This window comes from Burkholderia sp. THE68, from assembly GCF_009938265.1.
Taxonomy (GTDB): Bacteria; Pseudomonadota; Gammaproteobacteria; order Burkholderiales; family Burkholderiaceae; genus Caballeronia.
The window spans coordinates 479,481-492,377 of record NZ_AP022315.1 but is presented as its reverse complement, the minus strand read 5'-3'; the positions used below and the strand labels follow the sequence as shown (position 1 = coordinate 492,377).

Here is a 12,897-nt window from a genome sequence, read left to right as displayed (position 1 = left end):
AATAGCTAATCGGAATACTCCGAATTGAGACGTGGTGCGCAGTTTTTTGCAACGACTGGCGAGCGGATATTTTCTGATGGCCCATCGAAAATTTCGACTACGACGTCAATGCAACGCGCAGTCGTTGATCTGCCATCCTAAGGGTGTGAATGACGATCGTGTTGGCAGCGATTACGCAGACGAGTCCGCACGGGACGACATCGGCTTTGCTGATGCGACCAGTCTTGCAGACGCTGTCAAAATCGAACCTTGACTCTCAGGCCACCGGCCTGCGATTCGCCGAGCGTCACCGCCGCGCCATGCTGGTCCGCGATACGCCGAACGATCGCGAGCCCGAGGCCGGTGCCCGCGATATCGCTGCGCGCACGATCCGCGCTCTCTCCCACGCGATAGAACCGGTCGAACACTCTTTCTCGTTCTTCTTGAGGTATGCCCGGACCGGTATCGGAGATCTCGACGAGCGCTCGCCCGTCTTTCGCTTTCACGCCGACGTCGACGCGGCCGCCGCGCGGCGTGTACTTCGTCGCGTTGTCGATGAGATTGTTGAACATCACGCGCAGCGAATCCGGATCGCCCTTGACGGTCGCGGGCTCGCTCGTCTCGATGCCGAGATCGACGCCGCGTTCCTGCGCGACGAGCACATAGCCGCGCACACAGCTTTCGAGCAGCGCATTGAGATCGACCTGCGTCTCGACCTTCTTGCCGTCCGGCTCCGATCGCGCGAGCGCGAGCAATTGTTCCGCGAGGCGCGTCGCGCGCGCGATGCCTTCGTGCAAGTCCTTGAGCGCTTCGCGGCGCGTGTCGTCGTCCTGCGCGCGCGCGACGAGTTGCGCCTGAATCTGCACGGCGGCGAGCGGCGTGCGCAGTTCGTGCGCGGCATCGGCGACGAAGGCCTTTTGCGTATCGAGCGCGGTAGACAGCCGCGACAGCAGCGCATTCAACGCGCGCACGACCGGCCGCACTTCCTGCGGCAGACGTTGATCGGAGAGGGGATCGAGCGCTTCGGGATGACGCGTGTCGAGTGCGCGCGTCACGCGCTGCAAGGGCGCGAGCCCGCGTCCGACGATCACCCAGATCGCCAGCCCGAGCAGCGGCAGGAGCAGCACGAGCGGCCACAGCGTGCGCCACGCGACGCCCGCCGCGACGCGATTGCGGATCGACAGCGGCTGCGCGAGCTGCACGACGTTATCGCCGACGATCGCGCTATACACGCGCCATTCACCGCGCGGCGTCATTTCGGTGGAGAAGCCGAGCTCCGCATGCGGCGCGAGCGGCACGCGCGGATGCGAGTAGTACATCAGCACGCCGTTGCGATTCCAGATCTGGATGACGACGCCCTCGTCGCTCTCGCTGCGCGAGCTGAGCACCGAAGAAAACGGCTCCGACGGCAACGCCGCCGCGATCTGCTGAAGCTGGTAATCGAAGAGTTCGTTGGCTTCGGCGAGCGCCTGCCGATAGATCAGCCACCCGGCAAACCCCACGCCTACGATTACCAGCGCGAGCAGCCAGATCACTAATTGCCGGCGAATCGACCGCATCAGGCGTCCTTCGCGACCATATAGCCGAGGCCACGCACGTTGCGGATGAGATCGGCGCCGAGCTTCTTGCGCAGCGAATGGATGTACACCTCGACCGTATTGCTGCCGATTTCCTCGCCCCAGCCGTAGATCTTTTCTTCGAGCTGGCTTTTCGACAATACCGCGCCGGGCCGCGCCATCAGCGCTTCGAGCAACGCGAACTCGCGCGCCGACAGCGACACGGGCGCACCCGCGAGCGTCACCTGGTGGCCGACCGGATCGAGCGTCAGTTCGCCGTGCCGCACGAGCGACTCGCCGCGCCCCACGTGACGGCGGATCAGCGCACGCATGCGCGCGCCGAGTTCGTCGAGATCGAAGGGCTTGACGAGATAATCGTCCGCGCCGGCATCGAGCCCTTTCACGCGATCCGCGATGGCGTCGCGCGCCGTGACGATCAGCACCGGCAGCGAGTTGGCGCGCGCGCGCAGCGTCTTCAGCACGTCGAGCCCGTCGCGCTTGGGCAGGCCGAGATCCAGCAGCATCAGATCGTAAGGCTCGCCGCCGACCGCAGTGAGCGCGGCCTCGCCGTCCTGCACCCAGTCGACTGCGAAGCCGTCCGCGCGCAGCGCCTTGCGCACGCCTTCGGCGATCATCCGGTCATCTTCGACAAGCAGGATTCGCATGGCACATGTCTGTTCGTGGTTACGTGGAGCGGCCTTCGGGCCGCGACGGGTTGCGGCTCATTGTAGCCGCGCGGGCCTGCCACAGGCTTAAACGGGACTTAACCGCGAGGCGCGTCCATTTTCAGAGGACAACGACGGGTCGCGGGCATTTCCGGTCGGGTCGCTTCGAGGCAATTTTTGGCCCGTACGATTTCCGCAAGCCAGCTTGTCTACAATAGCCGCTTCCCGCGCGGCGCCGCCCGCATCCAGTCCAAGAACAACGCTCGTCCATGCCGCTCGCTTCCCGCCCCGTGTCCCGCCGTCTTTCTTCGATCGCGCTCGCCGCAGCCCTCGCGTGCGCCGCGCTCGGCCATATCCCCGACGCCGACGCCCGCGGCGGCACGAAAGCCGAATCGCAGGCGCAGTCGCCGGAGCGCGCGGCAAAGGGCGGTGCGAAATCGAAGCGCGCGGCCAAAGGCGCAAAGGCCGAGCACGTCGCGAAAGCGAGCGTCCCCGCGGGCCCGCTGCCCCCTTCGGTGATGGCGGCGCTCGCGCGCGCGCACGTCCCGCTCGCGTCGATGAGCGTGGTCGTGCAGCGCGTCGGCGGGCCGCTGCCGCTCGTCTCGGTCAACGCGAACGAGCCGATGCTGCCCGCCTCGACGATGAAACTCGTCACGACCTACGCGGGCCTCTCGATGCTCGGGCCGGACTATCGCTGGAAGACGACCGCGTATGCCGACGGCGAGGTGGACGCGCAAGGCATCCTGCACGGCAATCTGTACATTCAGGGCACGGGCGATCCGAAGCTCGTGCCGGAAGAACTGATCGATCTCGTCGAGCAAATCCGCAAGAACGGCATCACCGGCATCGACGGCGCGCTCGTGCTCGACAAGCGCTACTTCGACGCCTCCACGCGCGATCTGCCCGCCTTCGACAACGACGACACCGCGCCCTACAACGTCGGCCCGGACCCGCTGCTCTACGCGTTCAAGTCGCTGTCCTTCACGTTGACGCCGAGTCCGGACGGACAAGTCTCCATCGACGTATTGCCGCAACTCGCGCAACTGCAGATCGACAACGAATTGCGCGTCACGCGCGGCGCATGCACCGGCTCGCTGCAGGCGGCGTCGCCGAGCGTGGCGCAGACGCAGGGCGGTTTCGTGCAGGCGTCGTTCGTCGGCGACTATCCGCTGCGCTGCGGCTCGCGCACGGTCAATGTCGCCGCGCTCGATCATTCGACTTTCTTCGCCGGCGGCTTTCTTGCGCTATGGAAACAGGCGGGCGGCGCGTTCCAGGGCGCCACGCGCGAAGGCCCGACGCCGTCGAATGCGCGGCTCGTCGGCACGCATCGCAGCCCGGTGCTGTCGGACGTCGTGCGCGACATCAACAAGTTCAGCAACAACGTGATGGCCCGCAACCTGTTCCTCACGATCGGCGCGGCGCAATCGAAGCCGCCCGCGACCACGGCGAAATCCTCCGCCGCGATCCAGGCGTTCCTGAAGCGCAGCGCCCTGCCGATGAACGGCCTCACGCTCGACAACGGTTCCGGCCTTTCGCGCGACGAGCACATCAGCGCGACCTCGCTCGCCGATCTGCTGATGGCGGCGAACGCGAGTCCGGTCGCGCAGGTGTTCGTCGAATCGCTGCCGATCGCGGGCGTCGACGGCACGATGCGCAACCGTCTCACCAACGCGGGCGCGCTCGGCAACGCGCACATCAAGACCGGCACGCTGCGCGACGTGCGCGCGATCGCGGGCTATGTCGGCGCGGCCAACGGCGAGAGCTACGTGGTCGTGAGCTTCATCAACGATCCGCGCGCCGAGGCCGCGCGCGGCGCGCACGATGCGCTGCTCGAATGGGTCTACGAAGGCGCGCGCAAGCCGGGCATGGCCGACTGACCGACGTATGAAGACGCGCTCGCAGGCACACGGCGCGGTCGCGACCGAAGATTTCTTCTACGAAGTGACGCCCGGGAAGCCGCGCGCGGCGTGTACGCTGTCGGGCACGGCGTTCGGCCGGAAGCATCGCGTGTCGGGACGGGCACGCCGCATCGCTTAAACTCGCAGGTACGCGGCGTGAGACCGCAAGACGGTCAGCGCCGCAATCGAACTAGAAAACACCCAAGAGGGAGACGAGGTCCATGAACAAGCAACGCTCGACGCGCGCCGCACTGGTGCGCTTTGCTCAAGTCGCGACCGCCAGCGCGGCCTTTGCCCTGCTCGCCGCGTGCGGCGGCGGCGGTGACGACAACAACAATTCCACGCCGCCGGGCGGCGTCAAGCTGCAGGTGGTGTCCTTCGGCGACAGCCTGTCCGATGTCGGCACGTATGCGCCGGTCGCGGCGGCGAACTTCGGCGGCGGCCGCTTCACGACGAATCCGGGTCAGGTCTGGGTGCAGAACGTCGCGCAGTATTACGGCGATACGCTGGCGCCCGCGATGACCGGCGGCTTCGGCGTGCCGCCCACTCCGCAAGGCGGTCTCGGCTACGCGCAGGGCGGCTCGCGCGTGACCAATCCGATCGGCATCGGCCATGCGACCACCGATCCCGCCAACTACACGCAGGCGCTGACGGTTCCGGTCGTCACGCAGGTGTCGAATTATCTGTCCGCGCACGGCAGTTTCAATGCGAATCAGCTCGTCATCATCAACGGCGGCGCGAACGATATCCTGTTCAACCTCACCGCGGTCCAGAGCGGCCAGATGACGCCTGCCACGGCCACTGCCGCGATCGGCCAGGCGGCGATCGATCTGGCGGGCGTGATCGGCAAGGTCGTTCAGAGCGGCGCGACGCATGTGCTGGTGTCGAACGTGCCCGATATCGGCACGACGCCGCAGGGCATGATGAGCAACGCCCAGACGCGCGCGCTGCTCTCGCAAGCGTCGCTCGGGTTCAACCAGGCGCTTGCGGCTGCGCTGACGAAAAGCGGGCTGATGTCGAAGGTCATTTACCTCGACATCGTTCCGACGCTCGCCAATATCACGGCGAATTTCGCGCAGTTCGGCTTCACGGTGTCGAATACGGGCACGGGATGCAATCTGCAGGCGATGGCCGCGGCGGCGCAGAAGTTCGGCGAACCGAATCCGCAGGCTTTCGCGACCTCGCTGTTCTGCTCGCCGCAGACGTTGACGGTTGCAGGCGCGGATCAGACGTACATGTACGCCGATACCGTGCACCCGACGACGCATCTGCATGCGCTCTATGCGCAAACGGCGGAGCAGACGATTGCGAAATCGGGGTTGGGGAAGTAAGGGGCGACTGGCGGTTTGACGAGAGAAGCCGCCCGGCTGCGGATCAGCCGGGCGGCAATCATCAACGCTTCAGGTCGCGGTAGAAGTTCTCGTGCGAGCCGATGCTCAGAAGCACAATGGTCGACGCCGAGAACTCGTAGGAGAGCAAGGTTTCCCGCTTGTTCAGCTTGAACTTGTGAACAAAGACACCCGCGAGATCGCCCTTCTTCGCGACGCCCACATCAGGCGCTGCGAGAATCTCACGCACTGCTTCGTCGAGAACCTTTCTGTCGCGTGCATGCAGTTTCTTGGCCGCCCTCTCGAAGGTCGGCGTAGCGACGACTTTCATCGACGTCACGAAGCAAACTGATAGTCCGAAACTTGACCTGCTTTGGCCTCCTCGACTGCGAGAAGCGTGTCCTTGATGAACTGAACGGGAAGTTCCGGGTTTTCTTCGACGGCCTTTCCAAGCCGTGCCCAGTGTTCGATCTGCTTCGGCACAGAGCGATGCATTGCCGCCGCGTGCGGTTTCGCGATTTCGACGAGTTCGTCGGAGAGTTTGAGTGCTACGGCCATGTCGGGTCTCCCGGTTGCATAAGTGGTTCATTGTGCGACCAAAAGCAACCTTTTGCAACCCTACACATCCTCACTCCTCCGCCTCAAACGCCGCCGCAGCCCTCCCCAGCCGATCATTCACCGCGATCCACTCCACCGTCTCCGGCAACCGCTCGATCAGAATCCGCTCGACATTCGCCCGATCCAGCGCGCGCAACAAACCATACAAATCACGCGCATAACTCTGCGGATCTTCCGGCGCGGCCACGAAATGCACGTTCGCCGCGTGCGCCCACTCGCCCGCCCGCGACGCCCGCGCGACCAGCGCGATCTTCTTCCCGCTCGCGCGATCCTGCGCGGCGATGAGGGGCTCGATCGTTTCGAACGGCAGCAGCGCGAGCGGCGTGCGCGGCGCGTAATGCGCCTTCAACGTCCCTGACGCGCGCGGCGCCGTCGCGTCCGATCCATCCGGCAAACGCGGCGCAATCCCGATCACGTCCGCGATCTGCTGCGGACTCACATGCCCCGGCCGCAACAACGCGGGAAAACCGCGCGACAGATCCAGAATCGTCGATTCGATGCCGACATCCGCCGCCCCGCCATCGAGCACATGCACCGCGCTGCCGAACTCATCGCGCACGTGCTGCGCGGTCGTCGGGCTGACATGGCCGAACCGGTTGGCCGAAGGCCCCGCCACGCCGCCCTGCTTGCCGCTACCCAGACGAAGCGCATGAAACGCCGACAGCAACTGCTGCGCGACCGGATGCGACGGGCACCGCACGCCCACCGAATCCTGTCCGCCGCTCACCGCCGCCGGAATATGTGCCGCGCGCTTGAGGATCAGCGTCAAAGGCCCGGGCCAGAACGCATCGATGAGCTTGTGCGCATCGGCGGGCAGCTCGCGCACCCAGTAGCCCGGGTCGGCCTCGGGCGCGAGATGCACGATCACCGGATGATTCGCCGGCCGGCCCTTCGCCGCATAGATGCGCGCGATGGCGTCCGGATTCTCGGCGTCGCCGCCGAGTCCGTAGACCGTTTCGGTCGGAAACGCGACGAGTTCGCCGGCATCGAGCAAGGCGGCGGCTTCGTCGATCTGCGCGACGCTCGGATAGATGATGGTCATTGCTTCTACGGCAAAAAACTCAGTCGAGCGGGATATGCAGCATGCGCGCGCAGTCGCGCGCCGCCGTGCGCGCTTCTTCGAGCGTCGCCGCCGTGAAGTTGATGTGGCCCATCTTGCGGCCCCGGCGCGCCTCTTCCTTGCCGTACAGGTGCAGCCGCGCCGATGGCATCGCGGCGACTTCCGTCCAGGCGGGCGCGCGCGCCTTGTTGCCATCGAACCAGATATCGCCGAGCAGGTTCAGCATCGCGGCGGGCGAATGCTGGCGCGTGTCGCCGAGCGGCATGCCGGTCATCGCGCGAACCTGTTGCTCGAACTGGCTCGTCGCGCAGGCATCCACCGTGTAGTGGCCGGAATTGTGCGGACGCGGCGCCATTTCATTGGCGATGAGCGTGCCGTCTTCCAGCACGAAGAATTCGACGCACAGCACGCCGACATAACCGAGCTTCGCCGCGATGGTGAGCGCGGCGTCCTGCGCCTGCGCGACCAGCGCATCCGATGCGTCCGGCGCGGGCACGACCGTCTTCGCGAGAATGCCGTTCACGTGCACGTTCTGCGCGAGCGGGAACACGGCGGACTTGCCGTCGCCGCCGCGCGCGATCAGCACGGAGACTTCGTACTTGAGCGGCATGCGCTTTTCCAGCACGCACGGCACACCCGCGAGCGACGCATACGCGTTGCGCACGTCCGCGACATTGCGCACGCTCAACTGCCCCTTGCCGTCGTAGCCGAGGCGCGCGGTCTTGAGAATGCCCGGCAGCACGGCCGCGATCTTCTCATCGGGGAGCGCGGCGAGCGCCTGCGCCGATTCGATCACGACATGCGGCGCGACCGGCACGCCCGATGCCGCGATGAAGCGCTTTTCCGCGACGCGGTCCTGCGCGATCGCCACGCAGCCCGCAGCCGGACTGACGAACGTGCACGACGCGAGAAATTCGAGACTCGCGGCCGGCACGTTCTCGAACTCAGTCGATATCGCCGCGCACAAGCGGCCGAGTTCGGTGAGCGCGTTTTTATCGTCGTAGGCGGCGCGGATATGGCGATCCGCGACCGCGCCCGCGGGGCTCGTCTCGTCCGGATCGAGGACGGCGACGCGATAGCCCATCGATTGCGCGGCGAAGCAGAACATGCGGCCAAGCTGGCCGCCGCCGACCATGCCGAGCCACGCGCCCGGCAGGATGGGAGAAATCGGGGAGTTGTGTGGGTTCATCGTGGGGCTTGGGTGGCTGGCTGTGGGCATCGGCGATGGAGCGACGCGCGGTCCGCGCGCCGGGCCATCAGAGCGGCGGCAGCGCCATGTCCCGCGCCGCCTGATTCTGCTTCACGCGAAACGCGGCGAGCGCCTCCGCGTAACGGGCGTCCGTCACGCTCAGCAGCGACACCGCGAACAGCGCCGCGTTCGCCGCGCCCGCCTCGCCGATGGCGAAGGTCGCGACCGGCACGCCCTTGGGCATCTGCACGATCGAATGCAGCGAATCGACGCCCTTCAGATACTTGCTCGCCACCGGCACGCCGAGCACCGGCACCGTGGTCTTCGCGGCGAGCATGCCCGGCAGATGCGCCGCGCCGCCCGCGCCCGCGATGATCGCGCGCACGCCCCGCTCACGCGCGCTTTCGGCGTACGCGAACATTTCGTCCGGCATGCGATGCGCCGAGACGACTTTCGCCTCGTACGGCACGCCGAATTCCTGAAGAATCGCGACCGCGTTCTTCATCACGTCCCAGTCGGAGCTGGAACCCATCAACACGCCGACGAGCGGCGTTTCATGCGTGTGCGCTGCCTTGGTCATCGAACTGCTTTCCTCTGCTTAGTCGAGCGTCTTGCCGGTCAAACGCTGAAGCGCTTCCTGATACTTCTCCGACGTCTTCGCGATCACGTCGTCCGGCAGCTTCGGCGCGGGCGGCTCCTTCTTCCACGTCTGCGTTTCGAGCCAGTCGCGCACGAACTGCTTGTCGAACGACGGCGGATTCGTGCCGACCTGATAGCCGTCCGCGGGCCAGAAGCGCGACGAATCGGCGGTCAGCACTTCGTCCATCAGATACAGCTCGCCCTTGTTGTCGAGACCGAATTCGAACTTCGTATCCGCGATGATGATGCCGCGCGTCGCCGCGTACTCGGCCGCTTCCTTGTACAACTGGATGGAGATGCGCTTGATGGTCGCCGACAGCTCGGTGCCGATGCGGCGCTCCATCTCATCGTAGGTGATGTTTTCGTCGTGATGGCCCATTTCGGCCTTCGCCGCCGGCGTGAAAATCGGCTCGGGCAGTTTCTGCGCGTTCTGCAGGCCCGGCGGCAATTCGACGCCGCACACGGAACCGGTCGCCTGATAGTCCTTCCAGCCGCTGCCCGCGAGATAGCCGCGCACCACGGCTTCGACGAGAATCGGTTCCAGACGCTTCACGACGACCGCGCGGCCCTTCACCTGTTCGACTTCGTCGGCGGCTACGACGGTCGAAGGATCGACGCCCGTGTTGTGGTTCGGCACGATGTGGCCGAGCTTCTCGAACCAGAAATCGGCCATCGTGTTGAGCACGCGGCCCTTGTTCGGAATCGGCTCGCCCATGACGACATCGAATGCGGAAAGGCGGTCGGTCGTCACGATCAGGAGCTTGTCCTGACCGACTGCGTAATTGTCGCGGACCTTGCCGCGGCCGAGCAGCGGCAGCGATTTGATCGTGGATTCGTATAGCGTGGACATCGTCATGTACCGAGAAGGACTGAAATGGTGAAACCCGCGCTCGGACCTCCGGCGCGGGGAAAAGAAATGCGAACGGGCTCCGAACCCGGAACCCGTTGATTTTACTTTACAAATCGACCGCGCTTTATTTCACGATCTGCGCGAGTGCGCCGGACTTGTACTTCTCGGCGATCTTGTCGAGCGAAACCGGCTTGATCTTGCCGGCCATGCCTTCGCAGCCGAACTGCATGTAGCGCTGACGGCAGATTTCCTTCGCCGCCTCGCGCGCGGGCTTCAGGTAATCGCGCGGGTCGAACTTCGACGGATTTTCGAACAGATAGCGGCGGATCGCGCCGGTGATCGCGAGGCGCAGATCGGTGTCGATGTTCACCTTGCGCACGCCGTGCTTGATGCCTTCCTGAATCTCTTCGACCGGCACGCCGTAGGTTTCCTTCATGTCGCCGCCGAATTCGCGGATTTCCGCGAGCAGTTCCTGCGGCACCGACGACGAACCGTGCATCACGAGGTGCGTGTTCGGAATGCGCTGGTGGATTTCGCGGATGCGGTCGATCGCGAGAATGTCGCCCGTGGGCTTCTTCGAGAACTTGTACGCGCCGTGCGACGTGCCGATGGCGATCGCCAGGGCATCGCACTGCGTCTGCTTGACGAAGTCGGCGGCCTGCTCGACGTCGGTCAGAAGCTGCTCGCGCGTCATCGTGCCTTCGGCGCCGTGGCCGTCTTCCTTGTCGCCCTTCATGGTTTCGAGCGAGCCGAGCACGCCCAGTTCCGCTTCGACCGTGACGCCGATCGAATGCGAAAACTCGACGACCTGCTTCGACACGGCGACGTTGTACTCGTAGGACGCCACCGTCTTGCCGTCGGCTTCGAGCGAGCCGTCCATCATCACGCTGGTGAAGCCGGAGCGGATCGCGGCCATGCACACCGCCGGCGACTGGCCGTGATCCTGATGCATCACGACCGGAATATGCGGATACGACTCGACCGCCGCTTCGATCAGATGGCGCAGGAACGCTTCGCCCGCGTACTTACGCGCGCCTGCCGACGCCTGCATGATGACGGGCGCGTTCACTTCGTGCGCGGCCGCCATGATCGCCTGCACCTGTTCCAGATTGTTGACGTTGAATGCCGGGAGGCCGTAGCTGTGTTCGGCTGCGTGATCCAGCAGTTGACGCATTGATACGAGAGGCATTGTGGTGAAACTCCATGATGTGAAACGAATTCTGCAGCGCGCTCGATTCCGCTCTCGGGCGGTTTTCGGCTTAATCGTTGCTTGGACTGACGCCGGCAAGCTGCGTCGTCCTGCGCGCTCGTTGTGGCGCTCGCCGTTGCCGGCACGGCGAGCGCTCACGGAACTGCGACAAACCGCGCGGCCCTTGACCGCGCATCTTTCTCGTTATTACTGACGACGGTCAGATATGGTCGCCGACACGCACGATCTTCAGCGTGTTGGTGCCGCCCGCCTGACCCATCGGCTCGCCGACGGTCAGCACGACCATGTCGCCGCGCGCCGCATAACCCTTCGACACGACCACTTCGAGCGCCTGATTCAGCGCGGCGTCGCGGTCCATGTTGGTATCGACGTGCAGCGGCGTCACGTTGCGGTACAGCGACATCGTGCGCTCGCTCGACACGCGCGGCGTCAGCGCGAAGATCGGCACGTGGGTCCAGTGACGCGACATCCACAGCGCCGTCGAGCCGGATTCCGTCAACGCGACCACCGCCTTCGCGCCGAGATGGAACGCGGTGAAGAGCGCGCCCATCGCGATGGACTGGTCGATGCGCGTGAACGTGCGGTCGAGGAAATCGCGATCGAGCTGCGACTCTTCCGACTTCTCCGCTTCGACGCAGATGGCGGCCATCGTTTCGATGGTCGTCACCGGATACTTGCCCGCTGCGGTCTCGGCGGACAGCATCACGGCGTCGGTGCCGTCGAGCACGGCGTTCGCCACGTCCGACACTTCCGCGCGCGTCGGCACGGGCGCGTGGATCATCGATTCCATCATCTGCGTGGCGGTGATCACGAGCTTGTTCGACTCGCGCGCCATGCGGATCATGCGCTTTTGCAGAGCCGGCACCGCCGCGTTGCCCACTTCCACCGCGAGATCGCCGCGCGCGACCATGATGCCGTCGGATGCGTCGAGAATGCCCTGCAGCGCCGGGATGGCCTCGGCGCGCTCGATCTTCGCGATCATCTTCGGCTTGATGCCGTACGGTGCGCCCGCGATGTTCGCCAGTTGCCGCGCCATTTCCATGTCGGTCGCGTTCTTCGGGAACGACACCGCGACAAAGTCCGCGCCGAGGGACATCGCCGTCTTGATGTCCTCCATGTCCTTCTCGGTCAGCGCGGGCGCAGTCAGCCCGCCGCCCTGGCGGTTGATGCCCTTGTTATTGGACAGCTCGCCGCCGACCTTCACGATGGTGTGGATTTCCTCGCCGATCACGCGCGTCACATCCAGCACGATGAGGCCGTCGTTGAGCAGCAGCACGTCGCCCGCGCGCAGGTCGCGCGGCAGATCCTTGTAGTCCAGACCGACGCGCTCGTTGCTGCCGAGCGTGCAGTTGGCGTCGAGGATGAACGGATTGCCCGCGACGAGCATGGTCTTGTTGTTCTCGAACTTGCCGACGCGGATCTTCGGGCCTTGCAGGTCCGCCATGATCGCGACTTCGCGGCCGACCTGGCGCGCCGCGTCACGAACGATTTCGGCGCGCTGGCGGTGGTCGTCGGCGGTGCCGTGCGAGAAGTTGAAGCGTACGACGTCGAGGCCCGCCTGCAACATTTGCAGCAGGATGTCAGGGCTCGTGGAAGCCGGGCCGATGGTGGCAACAATCTTTGTAGCGCGATGCATGGAATTCCTCGTCTCAGTAGGATCGCCCGTAACAACGCTGCGAGCACGTTGCGCTTGCGATGAGGTATTGCTCACCGGTTGCGCGCGCGCGCCGGTTCGTGCCGGCGTCGCTTTGTCGATATCTTTCAGGGCATGGGCGGGCATGCCGCCGATGATGACCGGAGGCGTCTGCGGTATTGCGGTTTCGCCTTCGGGTACTGCCGGATCGGGTTGCGCCGCTTCCGCGATGGCCAATGCGGCCTCGGCGGCGGCATCGATCGCGTCTTGCG

The 12,897-nt window shown here is 65.3% G+C and carries 13 protein-coding genes; 3 read left to right on the top strand and 10 right to left on the bottom strand.

Annotated features, from left to right (window positions below; genetic code table 11):
- Positions 1–236: 236 nt before the first annotated feature.
- Positions 237–1,538, bottom strand: a complete 1,302-nt coding sequence (locus BTHE68_RS02365; RefSeq protein WP_162064975.1) for an ATP-binding protein — start codon at positions 1,536–1,538, stop codon at positions 237–239.
- Entirely contained in the window at positions 1,538–2,200 is a 663-nt protein-coding gene (locus BTHE68_RS02360) for a response regulator (RefSeq protein WP_061172913.1), read from the bottom strand. Before BTHE68_RS02360 ends, BTHE68_RS02365 begins: the two co-directional genes overlap by 1 nt.
- 269 nt (positions 2,201–2,469) lie before the next feature.
- Between BTHE68_RS02360 and dacB the strand changes: the two genes are divergently transcribed.
- The 3 genes from dacB (at position 2,470) to BTHE68_RS02345 (ending at position 5,429) form a co-directional block, all read left to right on the top strand.
- Positions 2,470–4,077, top strand: coding sequence for a D-alanyl-D-alanine carboxypeptidase/D-alanyl-D-alanine endopeptidase (gene dacB, locus BTHE68_RS02355; protein WP_162064974.1), 1,608 nt, complete (start codon positions 2,470–2,472; stop codon positions 4,075–4,077).
- Between the two features lie 7 nt (positions 4,078–4,084).
- Positions 4,085–4,237: a hypothetical protein gene (locus tag BTHE68_RS02350; protein WP_162064973.1), complete on the top strand. Its 153-nt coding sequence runs from the start codon at positions 4,085–4,087 to the stop codon at positions 4,235–4,237.
- Positions 4,238–4,319: 82 nt separating this feature from the next.
- Positions 4,320–5,429 (top strand): SGNH/GDSL hydrolase family protein, encoded by a 1,110-nt coding sequence (locus tag BTHE68_RS02345; protein ID WP_162064972.1) that lies wholly within the window; start codon positions 4,320–4,322, stop codon positions 5,427–5,429.
- 61 nt (positions 5,430–5,490) lie between these two features.
- Here the strand turns inward: BTHE68_RS02345 and BTHE68_RS02340 are convergent, their stop codons facing one another.
- From BTHE68_RS02340 to pyk, 8 genes are all read right to left on the bottom strand, one after another.
- Positions 5,491–5,757 carry a type II toxin-antitoxin system RelE/ParE family toxin gene (locus tag BTHE68_RS02340; RefSeq protein ID WP_162064971.1) on the bottom strand — a complete coding sequence of 89 codons (267 nt, stop codon included), beginning with the start codon at positions 5,755–5,757 and terminating at the stop codon, positions 5,491–5,493.
- 5 nt (positions 5,758–5,762) lie between these two features.
- Positions 5,763–5,984: a TA system antitoxin ParD family protein gene (locus tag BTHE68_RS02335; protein WP_061172910.1), complete on the bottom strand. Its 222-nt coding sequence runs from the start codon at positions 5,982–5,984 to the stop codon at positions 5,763–5,765.
- Positions 5,985–6,054: 70 nt separating this feature from the next.
- The gene (locus BTHE68_RS02330) at positions 6,055–7,086 is read right to left on the bottom strand and encodes an L-threonylcarbamoyladenylate synthase (protein WP_162064970.1); all 1,032 of its coding nucleotides are present in this window, start codon (positions 7,084–7,086) and stop codon (positions 6,055–6,057) included.
- Between the two features lie 19 nt (positions 7,087–7,105).
- The gene (locus BTHE68_RS02325) at positions 7,106–8,293 is read right to left on the bottom strand and encodes a 5-(carboxyamino)imidazole ribonucleotide synthase (RefSeq protein ID WP_162064969.1); all 1,188 of its coding nucleotides are present in this window, start codon (positions 8,291–8,293) and stop codon (positions 7,106–7,108) included.
- 67 nt (positions 8,294–8,360) lie between these two features.
- Positions 8,361–8,873: a 5-(carboxyamino)imidazole ribonucleotide mutase gene (purE, locus tag BTHE68_RS02320; protein ID WP_162064968.1), complete on the bottom strand. Its 513-nt coding sequence runs from the start codon at positions 8,871–8,873 to the stop codon at positions 8,361–8,363.
- A gap of 18 nt (positions 8,874–8,891) precedes the next feature.
- Positions 8,892–9,782, bottom strand: a complete 891-nt coding sequence (locus tag BTHE68_RS02315; protein ID WP_162064967.1) for a phosphoribosylaminoimidazolesuccinocarboxamide synthase — start codon at positions 9,780–9,782, stop codon at positions 8,892–8,894.
- 124 nt (positions 9,783–9,906) lie between these two features.
- Positions 9,907–10,971 carry a class II fructose-bisphosphate aldolase gene (gene fba, locus BTHE68_RS02310; RefSeq protein ID WP_162064966.1) on the bottom strand — a complete coding sequence of 355 codons (1,065 nt, stop codon included), beginning with the start codon at positions 10,969–10,971 and terminating at the stop codon, positions 9,907–9,909.
- A gap of 220 nt (positions 10,972–11,191) precedes the next feature.
- Positions 11,192–12,628, bottom strand: coding sequence for a pyruvate kinase (pyk, locus tag BTHE68_RS02305; RefSeq protein ID WP_162066751.1), 1,437 nt, complete (start codon positions 12,626–12,628; stop codon positions 11,192–11,194).
- Positions 12,629–12,897 lie beyond the last annotated feature (269 nt).

Bases quoted from the DNA above. Each gene is read 5' to 3' on its own strand.
- BTHE68_RS02365 (WP_162064975.1), bottom strand. From the start codon at position 1,538: ATGCGGTCGATTCGCCGGCAATTAGTGATCTGGCTGCTCGCGCTGGTA.
- BTHE68_RS02360 (WP_061172913.1), bottom strand. From the start codon at position 2,200: ATGCGAATCCTGCTTGTCGAAGATGACCGGATGATCGCCGAAGGCGTG.
- dacB (WP_162064974.1), top strand. From the start codon at position 2,470: ATGCCGCTCGCTTCCCGCCCCGTGTCCCGCCGTCTTTCTTCGATCGCG.
- BTHE68_RS02350 (WP_162064973.1), top strand. From the start codon at position 4,085: ATGAAGACGCGCTCGCAGGCACACGGCGCGGTCGCGACCGAAGATTTC.
- BTHE68_RS02345 (WP_162064972.1), top strand. From the start codon at position 4,320: ATGAACAAGCAACGCTCGACGCGCGCCGCACTGGTGCGCTTTGCTCAA.
- BTHE68_RS02340 (WP_162064971.1), bottom strand. From the start codon at position 5,757: ATGAAAGTCGTCGCTACGCCGACCTTCGAGAGGGCGGCCAAGAAACTG.
- BTHE68_RS02335 (WP_061172910.1), bottom strand. From the start codon at position 5,984: ATGGCCGTAGCACTCAAACTCTCCGACGAACTCGTCGAAATCGCGAAA.
- BTHE68_RS02330 (WP_162064970.1), bottom strand. From the start codon at position 7,086: ATGACCATCATCTATCCGAGCGTCGCGCAGATCGACGAAGCCGCCGCC.
- BTHE68_RS02325 (WP_162064969.1), bottom strand. From the start codon at position 8,293: ATGAACCCACACAACTCCCCGATTTCTCCCATCCTGCCGGGCGCGTGG.
- purE (WP_162064968.1), bottom strand. From the start codon at position 8,873: ATGACCAAGGCAGCGCACACGCATGAAACGCCGCTCGTCGGCGTGTTG.
- BTHE68_RS02315 (WP_162064967.1), bottom strand. From the start codon at position 9,782: ATGTCCACGCTATACGAATCCACGATCAAATCGCTGCCGCTGCTCGGC.
- fba (WP_162064966.1), bottom strand. From the start codon at position 10,971: ATGCCTCTCGTATCAATGCGTCAACTGCTGGATCACGCAGCCGAACAC.
- pyk (WP_162066751.1), bottom strand. From the start codon at position 12,628: ATGCATCGCGCTACAAAGATTGTTGCCACCATCGGCCCGGCTTCCACG.